Raw genomic sequence first — 24,883 nt, 5'->3', positions numbered from 1 at the left:
AATGAAAAAAGTATTACTTGCCGTGCTGCTTGCTGGCGTTACCCTTTCCGCTACCGCAGCTCAGACCATTCGTTTCGCCACGGAAGCCTCTTACCCTCCGTTTGAGTCCATTGATGCGAACAACAAAATTGTTGGCTTCGACGTGGACCTGGCTAACGCCCTGTGTAAAGAGATCGACGCGACCTGTACCTTCAGCAACCAGGCGTTCGACAGCCTGATTCCAAGCCTGAAGTTCCGCCGTATCGACGCCGTGATGGCCGGTATGGACATCACCCCGGAGCGTGAAAAGCAGGTTCTGTTCTCTACGCCTTACTACGACAACTCCGCCCTGTTCATTGGTCAGAAAGGGAAATTCACCTCTGTCGATCAGCTGAAAGGCAAAAAAGTTGGCGTGCAGAACGGCACCACGCACCAGAAATTCATCATGGATAAACATCCGGAAATCACTACCGTTCCGTATGACAGCTACCAGAACGCGAAGCTGGATCTGCAAAATGGCCGTATCGACGGCGTATTTGGTGATACCGCGGTCGTAACCGAGTGGCTGAAAGCCAACGATAAACTGGCGCCAGTGGGCGACAAAGTGACCGATAAGGATTACTTCGGTACCGGTCTGGGGATTGCCGTTCGTCAGGGCAACACTGAGCTGCAGCAGAAATTCAACGCTGCGCTGGAAAAAGTGAAGAAAGACGGCACCTACGAAACCATCTACAAAAAATGGTTCCAGAAGTAATTCCTGATGAATGAAATTTTTCCTTTAGCAAGCGCCGCCGGGATGACCGTCGGCCTTGCCGTTTGCGCACTGATTATCGGCCTCGTGCTGGCGATGTTCTTTGCGGTGTGGGAATCCGCGAAATGGTTCCCCGTCGCCTGGACAGGCTCCGCGCTGGTCACCGTGCTGCGTGGGCTTCCGGAAATTCTGGTGGTCCTGTTTATCTATTTCGGCTCCTCACAGCTGCTGCTGACGCTGTCGGACGGTTTTACGATCAATCTTGGCTTTGCGCAGATCCCGGTGCAGATGCAGATTGAAAACTTCGACGTCAGCCCGTTCCTGTGCGGCGTGATTGCCCTCTCCCTGCTCTATTCCGCGTACGCGTCGCAAACCCTGCGCGGTGCGCTGAAAGCCGTGCCGCAGGGTCAATGGGAGTCGGGTCAGGCGTTAGGTCTGTCGAAGTCAGCCATCTTCTTCCGTCTGGTCATGCCGCAGATGTGGCGCCATGCCCTGCCGGGCCTCGGCAACCAGTGGCTGGTGCTGCTGAAAGATACCGCGCTGGTGAGCCTGATCAGCGTTAACGATTTGATGCTGCAAACTAAAAGCATCGCCACCCGTACCCAGGAGCCTTTTACCTGGTACATTGTGGCGGCGGCTATCTACCTGGTGATCACGTTGCTCAGTCAGTACATCCTCAAGCGTATTGACCTGCGTGCGACGCGCTTTGAACGGAGACCAGGCTGATGCTTGAATATTTCCCCGAGCTGATGAAAGGGCTGCACACCAGCCTGACGCTGACCGTGGCGTCCATTATCGTGGCGCTGATCCTGGCCCTTATCTTCACCATCATCCTGACGCTGAAAACGCCGGTGCTGGTGTGGATTGTGCGCGGCTACATCACCCTGTTTACCGGTACGCCGCTGCTGGTGCAGATCTTCCTGATTTACTACGGCCCGGGCCAGTTCCCGTCGCTGCAGGAGTATCCGGTTATCTGGCATCTGCTTTCTGAACCGTGGCTGTGTGCCCTGATTGCCCTTTCGCTGAACAGTGCGGCCTATACCACCCAGCTGTTCTACGGGGCGATCCGCGCCATTCCGGAAGGACAATGGCAGTCCTGCGGAGCGCTGGGCATGAGCAAGAAGGACACGCTGGCGATCCTGCTGCCGTACGCCTTTAAGCGCGCGCTCTCCTCTTACTCCAACGAAGTGGTGCTGGTGTTCAAGAGTACTTCTCTGGCCTACACCATCACCCTGATGGAGGTGATGGGTCACGGACAGCTGCTGTACGGGCGCACCTATGACGTGATGGTGTTCGGTGCGGCAGGCGTGGTCTATCTGGTGGTTAACGGCCTGTTGACGCTGATGATGCGCCTGATCGAGCGTAAAGCGCTGGCGTTTGAGCGCAGATCGTAGGCCGGGTAAGCGCAGCGCCACACGGCAAGAAGTGCATAAATGTGATTAATCAATGCGGGTAACTTTCTGGTTATCCGCTTTTTTTTGCCATAAAAATAATATTTAATCATTTTTATTGCATATAAATTCATTAAATGGCATTGTACATCCATGCCGCAGACACGGCGCATAAATAAGACAGACGGGAGTATTACAATGAAAAAGTTAGTTCTGGCCGCATTGCTCGCCACCTTCGCCGCTGGCGCATCCGCAGCTGATAAAATCAATTTTGGCGTGTCCGCCACCTATCCGCCGTTTGAATCGCTGGATGCCAGCAACCAGATCGTGGGTTTCGACATTGACCTGGCGAAAGCGCTGTGCAAACAAATGCAGGCCGACTGCACCTTTACCAACCATGCCTTCGACAGCCTGATCCCGTCGCTGAAATTCAAAAAATACGACGCGGTGATCTCCGGGATGGACATCACGCCTGAGCGCAGCAAACAGGTTGCGTTTACCGACCCGTACTATGCCAACTCGGCGGTCGTGATTGCGAAGAAAGGTGCCTATACCTCTTTCGATCAGTTGAAAGGCAAACGCATCGGGATGGAAAACGGCACCACGCACCAGAAATACCTCCAGGACAAACATCCTGAAGTGAAAACCGTGGCCTATGACAGCTACCAGAACGCGATTATCGACCTGAAAAATGGCCGTATCGACGGCGTGTTCGGCGATACCGCCGTGGTGAACGAATGGCTGAAAACCAATCCGCAGCTGGGCACCGCAACCGAGAAAGTGACCGATCCGCAGTACTTCGGCACGGGTCTGGGCATCGCGGTACGTCCGGATAACAAGGCTCTGCTGGAAAAACTGAACGGCGCGCTGAAAGCGATTAAAGCGGACGGTACGTACCAGAAAATCAGCGAGCAGTGGTTCCCGCAGTAAGATTTTTTTGCCGGGTGGCCCGGCCTACGGGGGTGGTAGTCTGTAGGCCGGGTAAGGCGAAGCCGCCACCCGGCACTCTCTCACAGTGGCACAAAGAACCTGAACCGCGCCCCGCTCACCGACTCCATCAGCCTGATCCCACCGCCGTGCAGCTCCAGCATACGTTTCACGATTAACAGCCCCAGCCCGCCGCGATTCTCCCGCGATGCCTGGGTGTTCAACGCCGATGGCCGCTGGAACAGATCGTCGCGCAGCGAGGCATCTACGCCCGTTCCGCTGTCAGCCACTTCGACCTGAAGCCGTTCATTCTCCTGCCAGACCGCCAGACGAATTTCCCCGCCAGATGGCGTATGGCGCATCGCATTATCGAGCAGGTTGGTCACCACGCGTTCGATCATCGACACGTCGGCGTTAATCAGCGGCAGCGGTCCCGGCACGTCAATATGCAGATTCACTTCGCGCGTGCGGGCGGTGAGCTCAAACTTCTGCGCCACGTCGGAAATCAACTCCCCCATCGCGAAACGCTCGCGCTGCGGCTTAATGCCGCCGTGCTCAAGGCGCGCCAGCTCGAACAGCTGCTGCGAAAGATGACGGACTTTTTGCCCCTGACGCAGCGCGGTGGCGAGATACTGCTGGTGCTCCTGCGGCGTCAGCGTGGCGGATTTTAGCGACAGGGTTTCCAGATAGCCCAGCAGCGAGGTCAGCGGCGTACGGAGATCGTGCGAAATGTTGGCGATAAACTCCCGGCGCTGGCGATCGCTGTCGGCCAGCTGGTCCCACTGGCGGGTGATTTTGCGTGCCAGCTCGATAAAGCTGTTGCGCAGGATCGCCACTTCATCTCTGGCCGCCGCGTCCAACGGCTGCGCCGCCAGCTGTCTGATAGCGCTGATGCTGTCCTGCTCCAGCCCGGCGACCTCCACCGTCAGCTGTTTTACCGGGCGCGTGACCCAGTACCAGACCAGTAAACCTGCCAGCAGGCCAAACAGCGCGACCCACAGCAATGACCACAGTACCGTGCTCCACAGCGCCTTATGCCAGGCCATTTCAGCTAGGGCGTTTGACTCTTCGCCCTGCAAAATAATGTACAGATAGCCTTTTAGCTCACCGTCCTGCCGCAGCGGCGTGGCGCTAAAGACCTTTTTATTTTGACTGCGAGGATCGTCGCCCAGGACCGGTATGGCGGTACCGCTCAGGAAGGTCTGAACCGGGGCCAGATCGATTTTTTGTCGCTGAATGTGGCCCGGCGGTGCGGCATCCGCCAGGATATCGCCGTCCGGGGAGACAACGTACAGCTCAACGCTCGGATTAAAGGTCATCAGCCGATCGAACAGCGGCTTGAGTGCCGTTCGGTCGACCCTGCCCTGCGCGTTAAGAATCGGTTCACGCTGAACGATCTGCTGCGCCAGCCCGCCCGACAGCCGCTGCACCATCGCGTTGCCGTACTGCGTACTGGTGTAGAGCTGTACCGCACAGGCGACGGTGGCGCAGAGCATCATCAGCAGGATGAACAGCAGCGTCAGGCGCTGGCTCAGGCTAAAGCGGCGCATCATGATTTGGCTCCGAAAATTTATAGCCCTTGCCCCAGACGGTGCGAATAATCTCCGGCTCGGCGGCGTCCTTCTCAATCTTGATGCGCAGGCGGTTGATATGGGTGTTAACGGTGTGCTCATAGCCTTCGTGCTGATAGCCCCAGACCTGCTCCAGCAGCGCCAGACGGGAAAAGACCTCGCCGGGATGACGGGCAAAGAAGTACAGCAGCTCGAATTCACGCGGGGTGAGATCCACCACCTGACCGTGAAGCAGCACGCTGCGCGCCAGCGGATCGATGGTCAGACCGTGGGCCTGAATTTGACCGTCGGTTTGCGCCTGCCCCATCGCCTGCTGGCGGCGGAACAGCGCTTTGATGCGCGCAATGAGTTCCTGCACCGAGAACGGCTTAGCCAGATAATCATCGGCGCCGGTTTCCAGCCCGGTAATGCGGTCGGTCTCGCTGCTGCGGGCGCTGATGATGATCACCGGCAGGTAGCGCGTCATCTGACGGATGCGGCGGCAAATCTCCAGACCGTCAACGCTGGGCAGCATCAGGTCGAGGATCACCGCATCCCACGGCTGTTTTTCAAGACGCAGTAAGGCCTTGCCCCCGTCGGGCTCGTGGGTAATGGCGTAGCCTTCGTCTTCTAAATTGAGTCGCAGAAGCGCCGCGATATCGTGGTCGTCTTCCACCAGCAGGATCTGCTTCATGGGTAAGCCTTTATTCATCTCTTATGACGTAAGCTTACCTGATTTCGAGCGGGGGAAGAGTTCACATTTTGTTTAAGATTTCACGAGCAACGTCAGCACTTCGTAATGCGCGGTATGCGGGAACATATCGAAAAGATGAACGCGTTCAATGCGGTAGCCCGGCAGGCTGGCGATGTCTTTCGCCATAGTCTGGGCGTTACAGCTGGAATAGACGATGTACTCGGGTGCCATCTGGCTCAGGTAGTCGCACAGCGCCTTGCCGATGCCGCGGCGCGGCGGGTTGACCAGCACCAGCTCCGGCACGTTGCCCTGGCCGGTCGCAAACTGCGTGGAGTCGAGCGCCTGGAAGTGCAGATTCGTTAACCCCAGCCCGGCGGCGGACTGCTTCGCGCAGGCAATCGCTTCGGCAGAGATCTCAATGCCGGTGAGCTGCATTTCTGGCGTGGCGCAGTGCAGACCAAAGCCGCCCACGCCGCAGAAGAGATCCCACATATGATGGACGTTTAACGCACGTACCCAGTCGCGGGCGGTGGCGTACAGGCTGCTTGCCACGGTCGGGTTGGTCTGGAAGAAGCTTTGCGGGCGGATCCACAGCGGCACGCCGTTGAAGCTTTCGGCCAGCGCGTGCTGGTCGGTGAAGAAAATCTCTTTCTCCCCTTCCATGATCGCCATATGCACCGGCTGAATATTTGCGGTAATGACCTTCAGCTGCGGAAGCTGTTCCTGCAGCCACGGCAGCGCCGCGCGCAGCTGCTCCAGCTTGGCTTCCGAGCGCAGCACGAAGCGCAGCATCATGCCGCCGTCGAGTTGGCTTTCCGTCAGCAGAAGGTATTTCAGCTCGCCGCGCCTGCGGGCGACGCTGTAAGGCGTTAATCCCGCACGCGCGATAAACGGTTTCAGCGCGGCAAAAACGGGTTCAAACGAGGCGGGATACAGCGGGCAGCCGGTCAGATCTTCCGGCGTGCCGTCGCGGTGCAGCATTCCCAGCAGCGGTTTTTCAACGCTGCCGCTGACCACCATTTTGGCTTTATTACGAAAGCCCAGCTCCGGGCCGCTGACGGGTGCGCACCACTCGCCCACCGCGTGAGCTGCCAGCAGCTGTTGCAGGTCGGCCATTTTGGCGGTGAGTTGTTGAGAGACCGGCTGTTCTATCCACTGACAGGAGCGGCAGCGTCCGGCGTCATAGAGTGCGCACTGCATATGAAAACCTTAAGAATCACGAGGGCTGCGATTATACACATTATTGCAGGCGGAAGAACCGCCGGCTTGAGGCCGGAACGAAGAGTAGACAGAGCACCAGCATATCCGGCAATTTTTGCATAAACAGCGCGCGCAGGATCTCGCGTTTGGATTCCCCGGCAATGCTGAACAGCTCCGGGTAACCGTATCCCAGCGAGGCGGCCCACAGATAGCTGGCGGCGGTAATTTGCGTCAGCAGATAGACCCAGCGCGCCCAGTTGCGCCCTTTGACCAGCGAAAACGCGCAGTAGATCTCGATAAACACCAGCACCAGGCTGCTCAAAAAGACCAGCGTCAGATTCCACGTCTGCACGCTGCGGTGAATGAATTCACCGATGCCGCGCACGCCCAGGGTGTTCAGAATCATCAGCACGTCCAGGCAGCGGATCATAATAATGGCGAGCGCCGCCACCTGAACCAGTGCAGGTACGTTAGGACGCGCGTGCGTAGTACGTGATTTTTTTAATAATCCCAATGTTTTACTTCCCTGAAAAACAGTGCCGCGTCATGCGCGGCACTTCACTGGAAATTTTAAATCCTTCAGCCGCGTCTTGCACGCTGGATATCGCGCACGCGCTGTTTTTCCGCGCGCGCCATCAAATACCAGGCGATAAATCCGACAATTCCGACCACGCCGAGGATGATAGAGGCCAGGGCGTTGATCTCCGGGTTGACCCCCATGCGCACGCTGGAGAAGACCAGCATCGGCAGCGTCGTCGCGCCCGGTCCGGAGACAAAGCTGGCGATAACCAGATCGTCCAGCGACAGCGTAAACGCCAGCAGCCAGCCGGAGATCACCGCCGGCATAATCATCGGCAGGGTAATGATGAAAAAGACCTTCAGCGGCGTCGCGCCAAGATCCATCGCCGCCTCTTCAATGGAGCGATCCAGCTCGCGCATGCGCGAGGAGATCACAACCGCCACGTAGGCCGTACAGAAGGTGACGTGCGCCAGCCAGATGGTGAGCATGCCGCGATCCGCCGGCCAGCCGATGGCGTGCGCCAGGGCCACGAACAGCAGCAGCAGCGCGAGACCGGTGATCACGTCCGGCATGACCAGCGGCGCGGTGATCATAAAGGCGAACCCGTTTGAGCCGCGAAAACGCCCGAAGCGCACCATCACCAGCGCGGCGATCGTGCCCAGCACCGACGCCATTGTCGCCGCAAGGGCAGCAATGGTCAGGCTCAGCCCCACCGCGCTCATCATCGCATCGTCGTGGAACAGCTCGCTGTACCAGCGCGTCGACCAGCCCGCCCAGACCGTCACCAGCTTGGAGCTGTTGAAGGAGTAGATCACCAGCATCAGCATCGGCGCATACAGGAAGGTAAAGCCGATAACGAGAATCGCAATTCGCCACGGAGAGCGCACTACCGGTAAATTGTTCATCCGTGATCTCCCATCTGTTTCTGCTGATGCTTGTGGAACCACATGATCGGCACGATCAGCAGCAGGAGCATGACAATCGCTACCGCCGAGGCCACCGGCCAGTCGCGGTTATTGAAGAACTCCTGCCACAGCACGCGGCCAATCATGATGCTGTCCGGGCCTCCGAGCAGTTCCGGGATCACAAACTCCCCCACTGCCGGGATAAAGACCAGCATTGACCCGGCGATAATGCCGCCTTTGGTCAGCGGGACAATCACGCTGAAGAAGGTTTTTAACGGACGGGCGCCAAGATCGAGCGACGCTTCCACCAGCGAGTAATCAATGCGCGTCAGGGCCGTGTAGATCGGCAGAACCATAAACGGCAGATAGGCGTACACAATGCCGATATAGACCGCGAGGTTGGTGTGCAGGATCGTCAGCGGCTGATCGATAACCCCGAGCCACATGAGAAAGTTATTCAGCACGCCGTTGTTTTTCAGGATCCCCATCCAGGCGTAAACGCGGATCAGGAACGAGGTCCACGACGGCAGGATCACCAGCAGCAGCAGGATGTTACGCGTCGACGGCTTGCTGTGCGCCACCGCCCACGCCAGCGGGTAGCCCATCACCAGACAGCAGAGCGTCGAAATCGCCGCCACCTGCAGCGACTGCAGATACGCTTCGAAATAGAGCGGATCGTCGGTGAGCTGCAGGAAGTTGCCGAGATTAAGCGTCAGCGTCAGCTGCCCGTCGGCCCAGTCCAGCAGGTTGGTATAGGGCGGGATCGCCCGCGCCATTTCCGCCAGGCTTATCTTGAAAACAATCAGAAACGGCAGCAGGAACAGCAGGATCAGCCACACGTACGGCATGGCGATCACCAGCTTGCGGCCGTGGTTCATCTGCAAGCGCGTCAGCCACTGGGCAAAACCGCCCGGCTTTTCTGCGCGAGCTGGAGGTTCAAGTGCACTCATTTGCCGCTCCTTATACCGTCAGTACGACGCAACTGTCAGCATCCCAGCACAGGCGCACTTCGTCACCCCATGTTGGCTGCCCCTTGCGGTAGCGATGTTCGTTCTGTAGCTGCGCGCTGAGCATCTGCCCGCTTTTCAGCCGCACGTGGTAGATAGACAGGTCGCCCAGATAGGCAATGTGCACCACTTCGCCCACGGCAAAGTTATAGCCATCGGCAGGCGGATCCTCACAGAGCATGATCTTCTCCGGACGCAGCGCGACGTAGACCGGCACGTTATCCACCACGGAGTTATCCGGATCGACCTTAAGCGGATGCTGCAGCCCCGGCGATTCGATGACCAGGCCATCCTCCTGACGATCTTTCAGCAGCCCTTCGAAGACGTTGACCGAGCCGATAAACTCCGCGCTGTAGCGGGTGGTCGGGTGCTCATAAATCTCTTCCGGCTCGCCAATCTGCACGAACTTCCCGCGGTTCATGATCGCGATGCGTCCGGCCATGGTCATCGCTTCTTCCTGGTCGTGGGTCACCATCACGCAGGTCACCCCCACGCGCTCGAGGATATCCACCACTTCGAGCTGCATACGGTCGCGCAGTTTTTTATCCAGCGCGCCCATCGGCTCATCGAGCAACAATAATTTCGGGCGTTTTGCCAGACTGCGGGCCAGGGCCACGCGCTGGCGCTGGCCGCCGGAGAGCTGGTGCGGCTTACGCTTCGCGAACTCCTGCATGTGCACCAGGCTCAGCATCTCGGCCACGCGCGCGGTAATTTCGGCCTTCGGCAGCTTGTCCTGCTTCAGGCCAAAGGCGATGTTCTGCTCCACCGTCATGTGCGGGAACAGCGCGTAGGACTGGAACATCATGTTAATCGGGCGCTGATACGGCGGCACGCTGGAGAGATCCACGCCATCAAGCATGATTTGCCCGGCGGTGGGCTGTTCAAAACCGGCCAGCATACGCAGCAGGGTCGATTTTCCGCAGCCAGAAGCTCCCAGGAGGGCAAAAATTTCGCCTTTATAGATAGTCAGGCTGACGTCGTCCACGGCATGCTGGCCATCGAAAGATTTGGTGAGGTTACGAATTTCAAGAAGCGGGGTCAGCGCTTTACGGACTTTCGCCTGCGGGCGGGGGATCGCGTCATTCACGGGGTGTTCTCCGGCATAGATCAGTACTGGTGCAAACGCACCGTCAGGGTGCGCATCGCCGGGCGGCGCTAACGCTTGCCCGGCCTACGGGTTGTACAGGCCCGGTAGGCGACAGCGCCACCGGGCAACAATACCCAACGCCGTTATTTACCGCTTTTCACCTTGGTCCACGCGCGGGTACGCACGCGGTCAATTTTTGGATCCTGCACTTTCAGGGTGAAGAGCTTGGCGAACACATCCGCTGGCGGATAGATAGCCGGGTTGTTACGGATTTCTTCGCTTACCAGCGGCACGGAGGCCTTGTTACCGTTCGCGTAGTATACGTGGTCGCTGATGTGGGCGATCACCTCAGGACGCATCAGGTAGTTGAGGAACTGATAGGCTTCGTCTTTGTTTTTCGCATCAGCCGGCATCGCGAAGACGTCAAAGAAGGCCAGCGCCCCCTCTTTCGGAATGAAGTAAGAGACGTTCACGCCGTTTTTCGCCTCTTTCGCGCGGTTAGCCGCCTGCCACACGTCCCCTGCCCAGCCGATCGCGACGCAGATGTCGCCGTTCGCCAGGTCGTTAATGTACTGAGACGAGTGGAAGTAACGAATGTTTGGACGCAGCTTCAGCAGCAGATCGGTCGCCGGGCCGGTGTAATCATCGGCTTTACTGCTGTTCGGGTCTTTGCCCAGGTAGTTCAGCACGGTGGCGAAAATCTCTTCCGGCGCATCGAGGAAGGAGACGCCGCAGCTTTTCAGCTTCTCAAGGTTTTCCGGCTTCAGCACCACGTCCCAGCTGTCCAGCTTGACGTCCGGGCCCAGCACCGCTTTGACTTTATCCACGTTGTAGCCAATACCGGTGGTCGCCCACAGGTAAGGCATGGCGTATTTGTTGTCCGGGTCATGCTTCGCCACCAGCTTCAGCACTTCCGGATCGAGGTTTTTCCAGTTCGGTAACTTGCTCTTGTCCAGCGGCTGGAAGACGCCTGCCGTCAGCTGGCGCTCGAGGAAGCTTGCGGAAGGCACCACGAGATCAAACCCGGTGCTGCCCGCCATCAGCTTTCCTTCCAGCACTTCGTTGGAATCGAATACGTCGTAGACCACTTTAATGCCGGTCTCTTTTTCAAAATTCGCCACCGTGTCCGGCGCGATATAGTCAGACCAGTTGTAAACGTGCAGCGTTTTTTGTTCCGCAGCGAGCGTGCCGGCAGAGACGGCCATCAGAGCACCCGCAACCAGACCCGATAACCATTTTTTATTCAAGGCGATCATATCTTTATTCCTTCTGAAAGCTCGTTAACAAACGAACTAAAACTGTGCAATCTGAAGATATGCAATAATCATGCATAGTTTGTCGCTCTGCCCAAAATAAAAAGAAACCTCTTTACCCGGCAGCTTCCGCTCGCTTTTTTAAGCATCGCAAGAATAACTGTAGCCCGTGTCTCCGGCTATAGCCCAGACGAAAAAACGCCTTTTATCAATTTTTTATGCAGGTTATGTCTACGTGATAAGCCGAAACGGCCTTCAGGGAGGTGAAAAACTCTTTAAAGAAAGGTTAAAAGCAGCAGAAAAAATGGCCTTCTGCAGCCGCTATGGCAGCGACTGCGCAAAAGTCAGACAGGCTTAGTGAAGAAAATTGGGAGATGCATCATTATTCTCTGCATCATCTTCCGCGCTATACAGCAGATGGTGTGCATTGGCTTCCATCATGACCATGGAAATTTGCTCTTCGCTCAAGCGCATAAACCAGGAGAACTGCTTGAACGACAGCCCGGCACCGGAGAATAAAGACTGGCAAACGACCAGTTTTGGCAGATTATCATCCTGTATGTCGAGAAATGCTTTCACCGTCAAAGAACTGGCGTTGATCGCTGACAGGTCGGAGGCCAGCGCCAGCAGCGCGGAGGGCTTCACTTCGGCCAGCGCGGAGAAAAGGATCACGTCGTTAATGAGATCGATTTTGGCATCGAAAATGCCGTCGAAATTCTGCATATGAGGCAGATGCAGCGCCTGGCAGGAATCGCATTCGAAGAATGTAATTCCGGCATCATCAAGCCATTGACGTAACGTATCCAGTGTAGGTACGACCTGTAAATCCATCGCTGTGCAGCCTCTTAATTAAAAACTTCGCATATACCCGTCATACTTCAAGTTGCATGTGCGTTGGCTGCGCTCGTTCACCCCAGTCACTTACTAATGTAAGCTCCAGGGGATTCACTCCCTTGCCGCCTTCCTGCAACTCGAATTATTTAGGGTATAGATTACGCAAAAAGTGCGTTCAATACCATTTAACCGCCCGTTTTCAGACAGTAGCCTGGCGTGGCATGACGCTCGATCCATGCGATCATTTTACCTGCAATATCGACACCTGTGGTTTTTTCTACGCCTTCCAGCCCCGGCGAAGCGTTCACCTCCATGACCAGCGGCCCGCGCGTCGCCCGCAGAAGGTCTACGCCCGCCACGTCCAGCCCCAGGGTTTGCGCCGCTTTGACGGCAATTTCCCGTTCGCGATCGGTAATATCAGCTACCCTCGCCACGCCGCCGCGGTGAAGGTTAGAGCGGAAATCGCCCTCTTTCGCCTGGCGCTCGATGGCCGCCACCACTTCATTGCCGACCACGAAGCAGCGAATATCGCGCCCTTTCGCCTCTTCGATGTACTCCTGCACCAGGATGTGGGCATTGAGGCCCCGAAAGGCATCAATCACGCTCTCCGCCGCCTGACGCGTTTCCGCCAGCACCACGCCAATGCCCTGCGTGCCTTCCACCAGCTTGATGACCAAAGGCGCACCGCCCACCATATCGATAAGATCGCTGGTGTCGTCCGGTGAATGGGCAATCCCCGTAACCGGAAGATCGATCCCCTGACGGGCGAGGAGCTGCAGCGAGCGCAGCTTGTCGCGGGCGCGCGAAATGGCGACGGATTCGTTGAGCGGATAGCTGCCCAGCATCTCAAACTGGCGCAGCGCGGCGGTGCCGTAATAGGTGATCTGGGAGCCGATGCGCGGGATCACGGCATCAAAGTGCGGCAGCTTGCGGCCTTTGTAGTGAATCGACGAGGCGGCCGGGTCAATGTTCATATAGCAGGACATCGGGTCGAGGATCTCAACCTGATGCCCGCGTTTCGCCGCCGCGTCTCGCAGGCGCTTACATGAATAGAGCGTTCCATCCCGGGACAATATGGCAATTTTCACCCTGCACCTCTCTGAAGACATGGAAAAAGCCTGCATATCATATACGCAGGCAGGCGCAGGCGGAATGGACTATCGCGTCGCCCAGCCCTGTTTGTGCAGGTAATCAAGAATAAACGGGCGGTTTTCTTTAATGATGGTGCGACGAATATGGTCAGTCCAGGTATCCCGACGGTTATTGCTGCCGCGCGTCAGGTAGTAGTTCGCCAGCTCTTCATCATATTGATTCAGGACGTCCTGATCGACCGGCTGGTAGTGGTTTTCGTGCACCAGCATGGCGGCAGGAATACGCGGCTTCAGATCCGGGTTATCCGCAGGCCAGCCGAGGCACAGGCCGAACAGCGGCAGGACGTGTTTTGGCAGCTTCAGCAGCTCGGTCACGCTTTCAATGTTGTTACGCAGGCCACCGATGTAGACACCGCCTAATCCCAGCGACTCTGCCGCCGTAAAGGCGTTTTGCGCCATCAGTGCGGTATCCACCACGCCCAGCAGCAGCTGTTCGGCCAGCCCCAGCTCGGCCTCAGGGCAGATCTGCAGGTGGCGGTTAAAGTCGGCGCAGAACACCCAGAACTCCGCGGCCTGGGCCACATGCTTCTGTCCGCCGGTCAGCGCGACCAGCTGTTCACGCATGGCCGGGTCGGTAATGCGGATAATCGAGCTGCACTGCAGAAAGCTGGAGCTGGAGGTCGCCCTGGCGCTGTTAATAATCGCTTCGCGCTGCGCCTCGGTAATCGGCTCGTCGGTGAAGTGGCGAATGGAACGGTGGGATGTGAGCAGGTCTATGGTTGGCGTCATCTTGTCTCTCTTTGTCTTGCTTAAACCGTATGGCAGCCAGTATAGGCAATGATTTGCGCGGTGTAATTGGCGAAACATAGCCTTACTGTATCAAAGCGACAGGCGAAACCTTCTTTAATGGCGGCAGGTTATCGGGCACTATATGTCCTATTCGCCGTCAGGCTTGTTTTTTGAGGAGAGAGAAATGTTTGCAGTAATTTTTGGTCGTCCAGGGTGCCCTTACTGTGTGCGCGCGAAAGAGCTGGCTGAGAAACTGACCGAAGAGCGCGATGACTTCAACTTCCGCTACGTGGACATCCACGCGGAAGGCATCACCAAAGCGGATCTCGAAAAAACCGTCGGCAAGCCGGTTGAAACCGTACCGCAGATCTTCCTCGATCAGAAACACATCGGCGGTTGCACTGACTTTGAAGCTTACGCCAAAGAACATCTGGGCCTGTTTGCCGCCCAGTAATGCGAAGACGCCCTCACCCGGAGGGCGTTTTTATTTGTGGTGCCGTCGATGCTTAATCAGGCTGCACACAAACAAATAGCACAGGGCGCCGAGGGCGCACCAGAAGACGCCGCTCAGCAACCACGCCATCTCCTGCCAGAAACTTCGCGTTGACACATACAGCATGCGCATCAGCAGCAGACACAGCGGTGCCGCCAGCATTGCGCCAATAAGCGGCTTGACCACCTCCCCTTTACGGGAAAGAAAACTGGCTGCCGCTCCCGGCAGGGTAAAAAAGAGCAGCCCCAGCTCCGGGTGTCCGGCAGCCCTGAATGCCCCCTTCACATTAAAAGCGAGCGACATGCACACGACGGTAAACAGCAAAAAGCAGCTGATCACCCCCGCCCAGTTTCGTTTAATGTTCAAACTATCCTCCTGACTTATCTCTATCAAATACACCTTCGTCGGGTAGACGCCCAGTCAGATAAAGCAATGCGGCAATCCTTGCCAAAGTACGCACAGGGTGATGCGATAATAGGTAGCTGTCAGTAGCTAATACGATTAAACTATCGGCCAGCTAATGTTTTAGGGAATAAATTAGGTAACAGGGAGGGTTGAACACGTTCCCTGGCTCAGAAAACAGTAGCCCAAATAGTCCTTTCATTCAACAACTTACTGGTAAACAAGAAGTTAGCCTCCGTGAATATAAACGTCGCAGACTTGTTAAATGGGAATTACATCCTGTTATTATTTGTGGTACTGGCGCTGGGCCTCTGCCTGGGTAAATTGCGCCTGGGTTCAGTTCAACTTGGTAATTCCATTGGCGTTTTAGTCGTCTCCTTATTATTAGGCCAGCAGCACTTCAGCATTAACACGGACGCGCTCAACTTAGGCTTTATGCTGTTTATTTTTTGTGTTGGCGTGGAAGCGGGACCGAACTTTTTTTCAATTTTCTTCCGCGACGGCAAAAATTATCTGATGCTGGCGCTGGTGATGGTCGGCAGCGCGCTGCTGATCGCGTTAGGGCTGGGTAAACTGTTTGGCTGGGATATCGGGTTAACGGCCGGTATGCTGGCAGGCTCCATGACCTCCACCCCCGTGCTCGTGGGTGCCGGTGATACCCTGCGCCATTCCGGCATGGCCGGCGCGCAGCTTTCTACCGCCCTCGACCACCTGAGCCTGGGCTATGCCCTGACCTATCTGATTGGTCTGGTGAGCCTGATCGTCGGCGCGCGCTACCTGCCAAAACTTCAGCACCAGGATCTGCAGACCAGCGCCCAGCAAATCGCGCGCGAGCGCGGTCTCGATACCGATTCCAAACGTAAAGTCTATCTCCCGGTGATCCGCGCCTATCGCGTCGGGCCAGAGCTGGTGGCATGGGCTGACGGCAAAAACCTGCGCGAGCTGGGGATTTACCGCCAGACGGGCTGCTATATCGAACGTATCCGCCGCAACGGCATTCTGGCGAACCCGGACGGCGACGCGGTGCTGCAGATGGGCGACGACATCGCGCTGGTGGGTTACCCGGACGCCCACGCCCGTCTCGACCCGAGCTTCCGTAACGGCAAAGAGGTGTTCGATCGCGATCTGCTCGACATGCGTATCGTCACCGAAGAGATCGTGGTGAAAAACCATAACGCCGTGGGCCGACGTCTGGCGCAGCTGAAGCTGACCGACCACGGCTGCTTCCTCAACCGCGTGATCCGCAGCCAGATTGAGATGCCAATCGACGATAACGTCGTGCTCAACAAAGGCGATGTTTTGCAGGTCAGCGGCGACGCGCGACGCGTGAAAACCGTTGCCGACCGCATCGGCTTTATCTCCATTCACAGCCAGGTCACCGACCTGCTGGCCTTCTGCGCCTTCTTTATCGTTGGCCTGATGATCGGGATGATCACCTTCCAGTTCAGCAACTTCAGTTTTGGCATCGGTAACGCCGCCGGGCTGCTGTTCGCCGGGATCATGCTGGGCTTCCTGCGAGCCAACCACCCAACCTTCGGCTACATTCCGCAGGGCGCGCTGAACATGGTGAAAGAGTTCGGTCTGATGGTGTTTATGGCGGGCGTCGGCTTAAGCGCGGGAAGCGGCATCGGCCACAGCCTGGGCGCCGTTGGCTGGCAGATGCTGGTTTCCGGACTTATCGTCAGCCTGGTGCCGGTGGTGATCTGCTTCCTGTTCGGCGCCTACGTGCTGCGCATGAACCGCGCCCTGCTGTTCGGGGCGATGATGGGCGCACGTACCTGTGCGCCGGCCATGGAAATCATCAGCGACACCGCGCGCAGCAACATCCCGGCGCTGGGGTATGCGGGCACGTACGCTATCGCTAACGTGCTGCTGACCCTGGCGGGTACGCTGATCGTTATCATCTGGCCCGGACTCGGATAACTCCTAAGTTTGCGCGCGGGGAAAATTATTTTCGTCACGCGCAGAACTTTTTTATCAGGGGGCAGTCATAACTAGTGCCACTGCTTTTCTTTGATGTCCCCAATTTGTGGAGCCCATCAACCCCGCCGTTTTGGTTCAAGGTTGATGGGTTTTTTGTTGCCTGAAATTCCCGTACCTCTCATCTCCGCTTCTATCCTGCAATCAAAACATATATGATTAAACATATATAAATCATTCCACCTGCAGGAACGCCCATGCTCCACCCACTCCAGCTCTTTAAAACCCTCTCCGACGAAACGCGGCTCGCCATCGTCATGCTGCTCCGCGAAGCGGGCGAGCTATGCGTATGCGATCTCTGCTCCGCAACCACCGAGTCTCAGCCTAAGGTCTCCCGCCACATGGCGTTGCTGCGCGAGTCCGGGCTGGTTATCGACCGTCGCGAGGGGAAGTGGGTCTATTACCGTTTGTCTCCCAACATGCCTGCATGGGCGGCAACCGTTATCGACAACAGCTGGAACTGCCTGCGGGACGAGACGCGCATGAAGCTTAAAAACCGACTCTCAGGCTCGTGCTAGGCAAAACACATTCACAAAAACAGATATAACGGAGTAGAAGATGTTTCTGGCAGGGGCTATTTTTCTGTTTACGCTGGTACTGGTCATCTGGCAGCCCAAAGGGCTCAGTATCGGCTGGAGCGCGACTATCGGCGCCGTACTGGCGCTGGCCAGCGGCGTGATTCACATTAACGATATTCCGGTCGTGTGGAATTTCGTCTGGAACGCCACGGCAACGTTCATTGCCGTCATCATCATCAGCCTGCTGCTGGATGAGTCCGGCTTTTTCGAGTGGGCGGCGCTGCACGTTGCCCGCTGGGGGAACGGCCGCGGGCGATTGCTGTTTACGTATATCGTGCTGCTGGGCGCAGCCGTGGCGGCGCTGTTTGCCAATGACGGTGCGGCGCTGATCCTGACCCCTATCGTGATCGCCATGCTGCTGGCGCTGGGGTTCAGCAAGCAGGCCACGCTGGCGTTTGTGATGGCGGCGGGCTTTATCGCCGATACCGCCAGCCTGCCGCTGATTGTGTCTAACCTGGTCAACATCGTGTCGGCAGACTTTTTTAAGCTGGGGTTCAGCGAGTACGCCTCGGTGATGATCCCTGTAGATATCGCCGCGATTGCCGCAACGCTGGTGATGCTGCATCTGTTCTTTCGCAAGGAAATCCCCCCGGAATATGACCTGGCAAAACTCCGCGAGCCCGCGCGGGCCATTCACGATCTCCCGACGTTCAGAACGGGCTGGATCGTCCTGCTGCTGCTTCTCGTCGGTTTCTTTGTGCTTGAACCTCTCGGCATTCCGGTCAGCGCCATCGCGACCGTCGGCGCGCTGATTTTATTCGCTGTCGCAAAACGCGGACATGCGATAAACACCGGAAAAGTGCTGCGCGGCGCGCCGTGGCAGATCGTTATCTTTTCGCTGGGGATGTATCTGGTGGTGTATGGCCTGCGCAATGCCGGGCTGACGGACTCTCTCACAGGCGTACTGGATAGCCTGGCCGGACACGGGCTGTGGGCCACCACGCTGGGAACCGGGTTCATCACCGCGTTTCTGTCATCCATAATGAACAATATGCCCACCGTGCTGATTGGCGCGCTCTCCATCGAGGGCAGTACGGCGACAGGACTAATCAAGGAAGCGATGATTTACGCCAACGTGATTGGCTGCGATCTGGGGCCGAAAATCACGCCTATCGGCAGCCTCGCTACCCTGCTCTGGCTCCACGTGCTGGCGCAGAAAAACATGACGATCACCTGGGGCTACTATTTCCGGACGGGCATCGTTATGACGCTGCCGGTCCTGTTTGTGACGCTCGCCGCGCTGGCGCTACGTCTCTCCTTCACACTGTAATGAGCCACTGATATGAGCCACATCACCATTTATCACAACCCGGCCTGCGGAACCTCGCGCAACACGCTGGAGATGATCCGCAACAGCGGCACGGAGCCAGAGATTATCCTTTATCTGGAAACCCCGCCGTCGCGCGATAAGCTGACCACCCTGATTGCCGAGATGGGCATTTCAGTGCGGGATCTGCTGCGTAAAAACGTGGAGCCCTATGAACAGCTCGGCCTTGCCGACGATAAGTTCACCGACGACCAGCTTATTGATTTTATGCTGCAGCACCCGATCCTGATTAACCGTCCGATCGTGGTGACGCCGCTGGGTACCCGCCTGTGCCGCCCGTCTGAAGTCGTCCTCGACATCCTGCCGGATGCGCAGAAAGGGGCGTTTACGAAAGAGGATGGCGAAGCCGTCGTGGACGCCAGCGGCAAAAAAATCTCGCCAAAGTAACCCGTTGATAATGGCGCAGTAAGGCCTTCCAGCCGCATACCCCACCCATCTGCCAGGTTGCATCAGCCGAAACCCGGCACATACTTCTGAGGGTTAATCCTGGTGAGGGTATGCAGGTATGGGCTTTAAAAACAAAACCGCCGTTATCTTCGGCGGCAGCGGCGTCATCGGCAGCTCAGTGGCGCACGCTCTGGCGCGTGAAGGGGCGGATGTGTACCTCGCCGCGCGCGACCACGCCAGGCTGAAGCAGGTCGCCAGCCGTATTCGCGCCGCCGGAGGGTCTGCCAGCACGTTTATGTTCGATGCACTCGATGATTCCTCGCAGCTCCCGGACCTTGCCCGCATTGATATCGTCGTCAACGCCACGGGCTTTATGCACGATCAGGGCAAACGCCTTGAGACGTTAACGCTCGATGAGTTCAGGCAGGGTTTTGATCCCTTCCTGGCCGCCTACTTTAACATTGCGAAAGCCGTGTCGCCCCGCATGGGCGGCGAGCATGGTGGAGTCATTATTACCGTCGTCGCGCCTGCCGCGAACATGACGATCGCGGGCCACCTCGGGCATATCGTCGGCTGCGCGGGAACGGAAGCCTTGACCCGGGCGCTGGCGGCGGAGCTGGGGACAAAAAATATTCGCGTGCTGTGCGTGCGTTCGCACGCGATAGCAGACGCGGTGCAGGCGGGTTCGTATGTGGGAGCCATTTTCGCCGCCAGGGCGCAGACGATGGGGATTACGGTTGAGCAGTTTCTCAGCGGTGCCGCGCAAAGCACCCTGACGCGTCGCCTGCCGACGCTGGCACAGGTGGCAGACACGATTACGTTTCTGGCCTCAGATGCGGCAGGCGCTATGACGGGAACCACCGTCAATATGACCGCGGGCGCAACCTAGCGGCCGCCCTCGCCCGCAATTCTCCCCACCATCGCCCGGATCTCCTCCCGGGTTAACGGCGCCCGGTCGGTGACATAGTGCAGCGTCATCCCTTCGATAAACGCGTCCAGGGCGCGGGTGGTAACCGGGTCGAACCACTGCTCCAGCGTGGTCTGGCTCATCTTCATCCAGTCCTGCATCACCGTTTTCAGCGCCGCGCTGCGGTGCATAAAGGCGTAGAGCTGATACATCAGCGCCATGTTGTGCGGCGTGGTCACCTGCGAGCTGTGGATCAGGGTGGTGATAGATTCGCACGCCATTTCCGGCCCGGTGACGCCGGCGAAGAAATCCCGGTACTGCTGCGACATCTGTCGGGTAAACCACGTGAAGGCCTCCTCCAGCAGCGGCTCCATGCCGTCGAAATAGTAGGTCATCGACCCCAGCGGCACGCCCGCGCAGGTGGCGATTTTACGGTGCGTGACGGCGTGAATACCGTGCTCAGCGATAGTATCGAGCGTTGCCTGCAGGATCTTCTCCCGGCGATGCGGATCGTTCGGTGGTCTGCTCATAAATTCCTCACGTGGTTTGTGTACAAATGTACACAAACTTGCTAGTGTTGTCGCTATTGTTGTACTTCTGGTGCTACCCCAATGACGCAGACCTCTCCCCGTAAAGCCCTACAGCGACGCCTGTGGGCGCTGTTTATGTTCTTCTTTATTCCCGGCCTGCTGATGGCCTCCTGGGCCACGCGCACCCCCGCCATTCGCGATATTTTGTCCGTTTCTACCGCCGAGATGGGCATCGTGCTGTTCGGCCTGTCGATAGGCTCCATGAGCGGCATCCTCTGCTCCGCGTGGCTGGTAAAGCGCTTTGGTACGCGAGCGGTGATCCGCACCACCATGTGCTTTGCCGTGTTCGGGATGGGCATATTGAGCGTGGCGCTGTGGTTTGCCTCGCCGGTGCTGTTCGCCCTGGGCCTGACGGTATTTGGCGGCAGCTTCGGTTCGGCGGAAGTTGCCATCAACGTGGAAGGGGCGGCGGTCGAACGTGAGATGAATAAAACCGTGCTGCCGATGATGCACGGTTTTTACAGCCTTGGCACGCTGGCCGGTGCGGGCGTGGGGATGGCGCTGACGGCCACCGGCGTGAGCGCGAATCTGCATATCCTGCTGGCGGCGCTGGTGTGCATCATTCCGATCCTGACCGGCATCCGGGCCATCCCGGACGGCACCGGTAAGAACTCCGCTGACGAACAGCACTCGGCCGAAAAAGGGCTGCCCTTCTACCGCGACTTCCAGCTGATGCTGATCGGCGTGGTGGTGCTGGCGATGGCGTTCGCGGAAGGTTCCGCCAACGACTGGCTGCCGCTGCTGATGGTGGACGGTCACGGCTTTAGCCCGACCTCCGGCTCGCTGATTTACGCCGGGTTTACGCTGGGAATGACCGTCGGGCGCTTCACCGGCGGCTGGTTTATCGACCGCTACAGCCGCGTGGCGGTGGTGCGCGCCAGCGCCCTGCTCGGCGGCCTGGGTATCGCGATGATCATCTTTGTGGACGTGGACTGGATTGCGGGCGTTTCCGTGATCCTCTGGGGACTGGGGGCATCACTTGGCTTCCCGCTGACCATTTCCGCCGCCAGCGACACCGGCCCGGATGCCCCGACGCGCGTCAGCGTGGTGGCAACTACCGGTTATCTCGCCTTCCTGGTCGGGCCGCCGCTGCTCGGCTTCCTCGGCGAGCACTACGGGCTGCGCAGCGCCATGCTGGTGGTGTTAGGGTTGGTCATCATCGCGGCGCTGGTGGCGCGCGCGGTGGCAAAGCCGGAAACGAATCAAACGACACTGGAGAAGGGATATGAGCGTTAAACTGATCGCCGTCGACATGGATGGTACTTTTCTGAGCGATGCCAAGACCTATAATCGGCCGCGCTTTCTGGCGCAGTACGCCCGCATGAAGGCGCAAGGAATCCGCTTCGTGGTCGCCAGCGGCAACCAGTATTACCAGCTGATCTCCTTTTTCCCGGAGATTGCGCATGAGATTGCGTTCGTCGCCGAAAACGGCGGCTGGGTCGTGAGCGAAGGTGAGGATGTCTTTAACGGTGAACTGTCGAAAGCCCATTTCGAGACCGTCGCGAACGTGTTAAACGAGGTTCCGGGCATTGAGATTATCGCCTGCGGGAAAAGCAGCGCATACACGCTGAAATGCTATGACGAGGGCTTTAAGGATATCGCGGCGAAGTATTACCACCGCCTCGAAATGGTCAGCGATTTCGATAACCTGAACGATATTTTCTTCAAGTTCGGGCTTAACGTCTCTGATGATGAAATTCCGCGAATTCAGGCGCTGCTGCATGAAAAGCTGAGCGACATCATGGTGCCCGTCACCACCGGCCACGGCAGTATCGACCTGATTATCCCCGGCGTGCACAAAGCTAACGGTCTGCGGATCCTGCAAAAGCGCTGGGGCATTGACGACAGCGAAGTGGTGGCCTTCGGCGACAGCGGCAACGACGTGGAGATGCTGCGCCAGTCCGGGTTCAGCTTTGCGATGGCGAATGCCAGACCGCACATCAAAGAGGCAGCGCGTTTTGAAGCGCCGCACAATAACGATGAGGGCGTTTTAGACGTGATTGAGAAGGTGCTAGATGGGGAGGCGCCGTTTAATTGACCGCGTGCGGTCTGGCGCCCTCGCCCCTCACCCTGGCCCTCTCCCCAAAGGGGAGAGGGAAAAAAGATTATGGTTGCAGGGCGTTCCCGACGCGTTTATCTTTCAGGAACACCACCATCAGGCCAACCCACAGCGCGCCGTTGGCGAGGTTAAACAGGCTGAACAGCCCGTTGCCGCCCATCGCGTAGGCATGCTTGCTCACCTCGATACCGACGGTAAAAATCAGCATCTGCAGCATCCCCATCGCCGCGGAAACCGTGCCTTTACTCATCTCGCTGGCAAACAGCGTCAGGCGCACCAGCCCGGCGTTGGCCACGCCAATCCCGAAGGCATAGAGGCTGAGCCCCGCCGTCATCCACAGGTAGGCGTGGGATGACGCGACGGTCGCGACCGCAGCCAGAATCAGCCCTGCCGCAATCGGCCAGCCGCCCATGATAATCAGGGAACGCACGGTGCGTCGTGACGTCAAACGTGCCAGCACCAGGTTCCCGATAATCAGCGCGCCAAAGATCGGCACCTGCAGCAGGCCATACTCGTAGCTGCTGAGCTTTTCACCGCTGATGATAATGACCGGCGACTGCGCGATCCACGCCAGCAGCGGCAGGCTAACGAACCCGGTCGCCAGCGCGCCCGCCACAAAGCGGCCGTTCTTCAGCACTTCTTTGTAATCCCGACCCAGCTCTTTCAGCGAGAGTTTCTCGCCGATGCGGGTAGCGGTTTCCGGCATCGCCCGGTGCAGGCCAAAGAACGCGAAGGCGGCAAGAAGCGCAAAGAGCACAAACATCCCTTCCCACGGCGCAACGTGCACCCACGCGGCACCCACCAGCGGCCCGAGTAAGGGAGCGATCAGCGCGACGTTCGCCATCAGCGCGGTAATTTTGATACACACCGCCTCTTCAAACGACTCCTGAATGGCGGCATACCCCACGGCGCCGATAAAGCACAGGCTCACCCCCTGCAGGAAACGCAGCAGGGTAAATTGTTCAATGTTTTGCGCCAGCAGCGTGGCGAGACAGGTGACGATGAACCACACCACGCCCGTCAGCATTACCGGACGACGGCCAATACGATCCGACAGCGGGCCTAACAGCCACTGTAAAAACATGCCGCCGGCCAGATAGGCGGTCATGGAGGTCGGCACCCACTCAATACCCGCGTTGTACTGCGCCACAACGGCCAGCATACCGGGCTGGATCATATCGTTGCCGATATAGGTAGAGAATTCGTAGAGCACCAGACACAGAGGGAAAAGCAACGCCTGACGACCCAGACGTGAACCAGAAGAAGAACGGTTTAACATGCAATCTCTTTATAATGACAAAATCGCGACGAGTTTAATGAAATGCCGCAGCCCGAGATAGTGATTTATTGAGGATAAACAGAAATAAAGCACATATCGTCTTCGTTTAAGGTTTCCTTAAGTTGACACTTTTATGATAGCGCGATTACTCGTCAACGATCCCAAATTATGGCACTCACCTCCAGCCGTTCAGAATTGTCTAACTTACAGACAAATAAGACAAAACGACTTTACCGCTTGCCGACCCGCTTTTATGGTTATCAGCTTTTCGTACTGATCGCCCTTGCCGTGGTGTTTACATGGCTATCGCGCAATGAAGCGCTCGACAGATGGATCACCGGCTTTTGGTATGACGCGGCAACGCAGACCTTTCCGCTGCAGAAAGATCATCTGCTGGATCTGCTGAACCACCGCCTGGCGAAGTACATCGCCATCGGCTTAGGTGCCGTGGCGCTGTTTTACGGCGCCTACAAGCGCAACGCAAGGCTGGTGACGGCGGCGCTGCTGATGGGCGTTGGCGCGCTGGTGGTGGGCGTGCTGAAAAGCGTGAGCCATCACAGCTGCCCGTGGGATCTGGTGGAATATGGCGGAAAGGCTATGTCTTATCCCCTGTTCAGCGCCGTCCCTGCTGACAGCGGTCCGGGGCGCTGTTTTCCCGGCGGTCATGCCTCCAGCGGCTTTATGGTGATGGGGCTGTTTTTTGCCTTCTGGCGCGAGCGTCCGCGTCTCGCCTGGTGCTTCGTCGCGCTGGGCGTGGTGTTAGGTCTGGCGATGGGCTACGGCCAGGTCATGCGCGGGGCGCATTTTTTCTCTCACAACCTGTGGGCCGGGTGGTGGGTCTGGTTTTCCCAGGTGATGGTCTACGGACTTATTTCCACCCGGTTTGCTAAAGAGTGATAACGC

At 57.7% G+C, this 24,883-nt stretch carries 27 protein-coding genes; 13 read left to right on the top strand and 14 right to left on the bottom strand.

The window, feature by feature from the left end:
- Nucleotide 1: 1 nt before the first annotated feature.
- From artI to artJ, 4 genes are all read left to right on the top strand, one after another.
- Nucleotides 2-733 carry an arginine ABC transporter substrate-binding protein ArtI gene (gene artI, locus QMN93_RS06780; protein WP_033145049.1) on the top strand — a complete coding sequence of 244 codons (732 nt, stop codon included), beginning with the start codon at nucleotides 2-4 and terminating at the stop codon, nucleotides 731-733.
- 6 nt (nucleotides 734-739) lie between these two features.
- Entirely contained in the window at nucleotides 740-1,456 is a 717-nt protein-coding gene (gene artQ, locus QMN93_RS06775; RefSeq protein WP_023310941.1) for an arginine ABC transporter permease ArtQ, read from the top strand.
- Nucleotides 1,456-2,124, top strand: a complete 669-nt coding sequence (gene artM / locus QMN93_RS06770) for an arginine ABC transporter permease ArtM (RefSeq protein WP_033145048.1) — start codon at nucleotides 1,456-1,458, stop codon at nucleotides 2,122-2,124. Before artQ ends, artM begins: the two co-directional genes overlap by 1 nt.
- A 195-nt stretch (nucleotides 2,125-2,319) precedes the next feature.
- Complete coding sequence (artJ, locus tag QMN93_RS06765) at nucleotides 2,320-3,051, top strand: arginine ABC transporter substrate-binding protein ArtJ (protein ID WP_021240923.1); 732 nt, start codon at nucleotides 2,320-2,322, stop codon at nucleotides 3,049-3,051.
- A gap of 80 nt (nucleotides 3,052-3,131) precedes the next feature.
- Here artJ and QMN93_RS06760 read toward each other — a convergent pair whose 3' ends face one another.
- The 11 genes from QMN93_RS06760 to nfsA all read right to left on the bottom strand — a co-directional run bounded on the left by QMN93_RS06760 (nucleotide 3,132) and on the right by nfsA (nucleotide 13,978).
- Nucleotides 3,132-4,601 (bottom strand): ATP-binding protein, encoded by a 1,470-nt coding sequence (locus QMN93_RS06760; protein ID WP_193138964.1) that lies wholly within the window; start codon nucleotides 4,599-4,601, stop codon nucleotides 3,132-3,134.
- The gene (locus QMN93_RS06755; RefSeq protein ID WP_069303867.1) at nucleotides 4,585-5,292 is read right to left on the bottom strand and encodes a response regulator transcription factor; all 708 of its coding nucleotides are present in this window, start codon (nucleotides 5,290-5,292) and stop codon (nucleotides 4,585-4,587) included. Before QMN93_RS06755 ends, QMN93_RS06760 begins: the two co-directional genes overlap by 17 nt.
- Nucleotides 5,293-5,364: 72 nt before the next feature.
- Nucleotides 5,365-6,492, bottom strand: a complete 1,128-nt coding sequence (gene rlmC, locus QMN93_RS06750; protein WP_182383225.1) for a 23S rRNA (uracil(747)-C(5))-methyltransferase RlmC — start codon at nucleotides 6,490-6,492, stop codon at nucleotides 5,365-5,367.
- Between the two features lie 40 nt (nucleotides 6,493-6,532).
- The gene (locus QMN93_RS06745; protein WP_023310935.1) at nucleotides 6,533-7,006 is read right to left on the bottom strand and encodes a YbjO family protein; all 474 of its coding nucleotides are present in this window, start codon (nucleotides 7,004-7,006) and stop codon (nucleotides 6,533-6,535) included.
- Nucleotides 7,007-7,071: 65 nt separating this feature from the next.
- Nucleotides 7,072-7,917 carry a putrescine ABC transporter permease PotI gene (potI, locus tag QMN93_RS06740; RefSeq protein ID WP_029739447.1) on the bottom strand — a complete coding sequence of 282 codons (846 nt, stop codon included), beginning with the start codon at nucleotides 7,915-7,917 and terminating at the stop codon, nucleotides 7,072-7,074.
- Complete coding sequence (gene potH, locus QMN93_RS06735; protein ID WP_033145043.1) at nucleotides 7,914-8,867, bottom strand: putrescine ABC transporter permease PotH; 954 nt, start codon at nucleotides 8,865-8,867, stop codon at nucleotides 7,914-7,916. Before potH ends, potI begins: the two co-directional genes overlap by 4 nt.
- 10 nt (nucleotides 8,868-8,877) lie before the next feature.
- Nucleotides 8,878-10,011, bottom strand: a complete 1,134-nt coding sequence (potG, locus tag QMN93_RS06730; protein ID WP_024907855.1) for a putrescine ABC transporter ATP-binding subunit PotG — start codon at nucleotides 10,009-10,011, stop codon at nucleotides 8,878-8,880.
- A 143-nt stretch (nucleotides 10,012-10,154) separates the two neighbouring features.
- Complete coding sequence (gene potF, locus QMN93_RS06725) at nucleotides 10,155-11,267, bottom strand: spermidine/putrescine ABC transporter substrate-binding protein PotF (protein ID WP_023335062.1); 1,113 nt, start codon at nucleotides 11,265-11,267, stop codon at nucleotides 10,155-10,157.
- A 351-nt stretch (nucleotides 11,268-11,618) separates the two neighbouring features.
- Complete coding sequence (locus QMN93_RS06720; RefSeq protein WP_014169308.1) at nucleotides 11,619-12,095, bottom strand: YbjN domain-containing protein; 477 nt, start codon at nucleotides 12,093-12,095, stop codon at nucleotides 11,619-11,621.
- A gap of 188 nt (nucleotides 12,096-12,283) precedes the next feature.
- Nucleotides 12,284-13,186 (bottom strand): 30S ribosomal protein S6--L-glutamate ligase, encoded by a 903-nt coding sequence (gene rimK / locus QMN93_RS06715; protein ID WP_182383224.1) that lies wholly within the window; start codon nucleotides 13,184-13,186, stop codon nucleotides 12,284-12,286.
- A 69-nt stretch (nucleotides 13,187-13,255) separates the two neighbouring features.
- Entirely contained in the window at nucleotides 13,256-13,978 is a 723-nt protein-coding gene (nfsA, locus tag QMN93_RS06710; RefSeq protein WP_033145041.1) for a nitroreductase NfsA, read from the bottom strand.
- A 184-nt stretch (nucleotides 13,979-14,162) separates the two neighbouring features.
- On the opposite strand from nfsA, the gene QMN93_RS06705 reads away from it, so the two are divergent.
- Entirely contained in the window at nucleotides 14,163-14,432 is a 270-nt protein-coding gene (locus QMN93_RS06705; protein WP_006809455.1) for a GrxA family glutaredoxin, read from the top strand.
- Between the two features lie 30 nt (nucleotides 14,433-14,462).
- On the opposite strand, the gene QMN93_RS06700 is transcribed toward QMN93_RS06705, so the two are convergent.
- Nucleotides 14,463-14,837, bottom strand: a complete 375-nt coding sequence (locus QMN93_RS06700) for an inner membrane protein YbjM (RefSeq protein ID WP_033145040.1) — start codon at nucleotides 14,835-14,837, stop codon at nucleotides 14,463-14,465.
- Between the two features lie 273 nt (nucleotides 14,838-15,110).
- Between QMN93_RS06700 and QMN93_RS06695 the strand changes: the two genes are divergently transcribed.
- The 5 genes from QMN93_RS06695 (at nucleotide 15,111) to QMN93_RS06675 (ending at nucleotide 20,034) form a co-directional block, all read left to right on the top strand.
- Nucleotides 15,111-16,796, top strand: coding sequence for an aspartate:alanine antiporter (locus tag QMN93_RS06695; protein ID WP_029739442.1), 1,686 nt, complete (start codon nucleotides 15,111-15,113; stop codon nucleotides 16,794-16,796).
- A gap of 254 nt (nucleotides 16,797-17,050) precedes the next feature.
- A complete protein-coding gene (locus QMN93_RS06690; RefSeq protein WP_033145039.1) occupies nucleotides 17,051-17,371 on the top strand; it encodes a metalloregulator ArsR/SmtB family transcription factor in 321 nt (106 codons plus the stop codon).
- A 40-nt stretch (nucleotides 17,372-17,411) separates the two neighbouring features.
- On the top strand, nucleotides 17,412-18,701 hold the full coding sequence (locus QMN93_RS06685) for an arsenic transporter (RefSeq protein WP_182383223.1): 1,290 nt from the start codon (nucleotides 17,412-17,414) through the stop codon (nucleotides 18,699-18,701).
- A gap of 12 nt (nucleotides 18,702-18,713) precedes the next feature.
- Complete coding sequence (gene arsC, locus QMN93_RS06680; RefSeq protein ID WP_058842143.1) at nucleotides 18,714-19,145, top strand: glutaredoxin-dependent arsenate reductase; 432 nt, start codon at nucleotides 18,714-18,716, stop codon at nucleotides 19,143-19,145.
- A gap of 118 nt (nucleotides 19,146-19,263) precedes the next feature.
- Entirely contained in the window at nucleotides 19,264-20,034 is a 771-nt protein-coding gene (locus QMN93_RS06675) for an SDR family NAD(P)-dependent oxidoreductase (protein WP_182383222.1), read from the top strand.
- Here the strand turns inward: QMN93_RS06675 and QMN93_RS06670 are convergent.
- The gene (locus QMN93_RS06670) at nucleotides 20,031-20,582 is read right to left on the bottom strand and encodes a TetR/AcrR family transcriptional regulator (protein WP_033145035.1); all 552 of its coding nucleotides are present in this window, start codon (nucleotides 20,580-20,582) and stop codon (nucleotides 20,031-20,033) included. The two genes, QMN93_RS06675 and QMN93_RS06670, sit on opposite strands and share 4 nt — an antisense overlap.
- A gap of 81 nt (nucleotides 20,583-20,663) precedes the next feature.
- Between QMN93_RS06670 and QMN93_RS06665 the strand changes: the two genes are divergently transcribed.
- Both QMN93_RS06665 and QMN93_RS06660 read left to right on the top strand, forming a co-directional pair.
- Nucleotides 20,664-21,878, top strand: coding sequence for an MFS transporter (locus QMN93_RS06665; RefSeq protein WP_032661348.1), 1,215 nt, complete (start codon nucleotides 20,664-20,666; stop codon nucleotides 21,876-21,878).
- On the top strand, nucleotides 21,868-22,680 hold the full coding sequence (locus QMN93_RS06660; protein ID WP_182383221.1) for a Cof-type HAD-IIB family hydrolase: 813 nt from the start codon (nucleotides 21,868-21,870) through the stop codon (nucleotides 22,678-22,680). Before QMN93_RS06665 ends, QMN93_RS06660 begins: the two co-directional genes overlap by 11 nt.
- A gap of 67 nt (nucleotides 22,681-22,747) precedes the next feature.
- On the opposite strand, the gene QMN93_RS06655 is transcribed toward QMN93_RS06660, so the two are convergent.
- Nucleotides 22,748-23,980 carry an MFS transporter gene (locus QMN93_RS06655; protein WP_032661345.1) on the bottom strand — a complete coding sequence of 411 codons (1,233 nt, stop codon included), beginning with the start codon at nucleotides 23,978-23,980 and terminating at the stop codon, nucleotides 22,748-22,750.
- Nucleotides 23,981-24,148: 168 nt separating this feature from the next.
- On the opposite strand from QMN93_RS06655, the gene QMN93_RS06650 reads away from it, so the two are divergent.
- Entirely contained in the window at nucleotides 24,149-24,877 is a 729-nt protein-coding gene (locus tag QMN93_RS06650; protein ID WP_182383220.1) for a phosphatase PAP2 family protein, read from the top strand.
- Nucleotides 24,878-24,883 lie beyond the last annotated feature (6 nt).

The organism is Enterobacter sp. R-1.6.2 (assembly GCF_035064085.1).
GTDB classification, from domain to species: Bacteria; Pseudomonadota; Gammaproteobacteria; order Enterobacterales; family Enterobacteriaceae; genus Enterobacter; species Enterobacter asburiae_B.
The sequence above is the reverse complement of the archived record's forward strand: the minus strand, read 5'-3'. Positions and strand labels throughout refer to the sequence as shown.

Bases quoted from the DNA above. Each gene is read 5' to 3' on its own strand.
- artI (WP_033145049.1), top strand. From the start codon at position 2: ATGAAAAAAGTATTACTTGCCGTGCTGCTTGCTGGCGTTACCCTTTCC.
- artQ (WP_023310941.1), top strand. From the start codon at position 740: ATGAATGAAATTTTTCCTTTAGCAAGCGCCGCCGGGATGACCGTCGGC.
- artM (WP_033145048.1), top strand. From the start codon at position 1,456: ATGCTTGAATATTTCCCCGAGCTGATGAAAGGGCTGCACACCAGCCTG.
- artJ (WP_021240923.1), top strand. From the start codon at position 2,320: ATGAAAAAGTTAGTTCTGGCCGCATTGCTCGCCACCTTCGCCGCTGGC.
- QMN93_RS06760 (WP_193138964.1), bottom strand. From the start codon at position 4,601: ATGATGCGCCGCTTTAGCCTGAGCCAGCGCCTGACGCTGCTGTTCATC.
- QMN93_RS06755 (WP_069303867.1), bottom strand. From the start codon at position 5,292: ATGAAGCAGATCCTGCTGGTGGAAGACGACCACGATATCGCGGCGCTT.
- rlmC (WP_182383225.1), bottom strand. From the start codon at position 6,492: ATGCAGTGCGCACTCTATGACGCCGGACGCTGCCGCTCCTGTCAGTGG.
- potI (WP_029739447.1), bottom strand. From the start codon at position 7,917: ATGAACAATTTACCGGTAGTGCGCTCTCCGTGGCGAATTGCGATTCTC.
- potH (WP_033145043.1), bottom strand. From the start codon at position 8,867: ATGAGTGCACTTGAACCTCCAGCTCGCGCAGAAAAGCCGGGCGGTTTT.
- potF (WP_023335062.1), bottom strand. From the start codon at position 11,267: ATGATCGCCTTGAATAAAAAATGGTTATCGGGTCTGGTTGCGGGTGCT.
- QMN93_RS06720 (WP_014169308.1), bottom strand. From the start codon at position 12,095: ATGGATTTACAGGTCGTACCTACACTGGATACGTTACGTCAATGGCTT.
- nfsA (WP_033145041.1), bottom strand. From the start codon at position 13,978: ATGACGCCAACCATAGACCTGCTCACATCCCACCGTTCCATTCGCCAC.
- QMN93_RS06705 (WP_006809455.1), top strand. From the start codon at position 14,163: ATGTTTGCAGTAATTTTTGGTCGTCCAGGGTGCCCTTACTGTGTGCGC.
- QMN93_RS06690 (WP_033145039.1), top strand. From the start codon at position 17,051: ATGCTCCACCCACTCCAGCTCTTTAAAACCCTCTCCGACGAAACGCGG.
- QMN93_RS06685 (WP_182383223.1), top strand. From the start codon at position 17,412: ATGTTTCTGGCAGGGGCTATTTTTCTGTTTACGCTGGTACTGGTCATC.
- arsC (WP_058842143.1), top strand. From the start codon at position 18,714: ATGAGCCACATCACCATTTATCACAACCCGGCCTGCGGAACCTCGCGC.
- QMN93_RS06675 (WP_182383222.1), top strand. From the start codon at position 19,264: ATGGGCTTTAAAAACAAAACCGCCGTTATCTTCGGCGGCAGCGGCGTC.
- QMN93_RS06670 (WP_033145035.1), bottom strand. From the start codon at position 20,582: ATGAGCAGACCACCGAACGATCCGCATCGCCGGGAGAAGATCCTGCAG.
- QMN93_RS06665 (WP_032661348.1), top strand. From the start codon at position 20,664: ATGACGCAGACCTCTCCCCGTAAAGCCCTACAGCGACGCCTGTGGGCG.
- QMN93_RS06660 (WP_182383221.1), top strand. From the start codon at position 21,868: ATGAGCGTTAAACTGATCGCCGTCGACATGGATGGTACTTTTCTGAGC.
- QMN93_RS06655 (WP_032661345.1), bottom strand. From the start codon at position 23,980: ATGTTAAACCGTTCTTCTTCTGGTTCACGTCTGGGTCGTCAGGCGTTG.
- QMN93_RS06650 (WP_182383220.1), top strand. From the start codon at position 24,149: ATGGCACTCACCTCCAGCCGTTCAGAATTGTCTAACTTACAGACAAAT.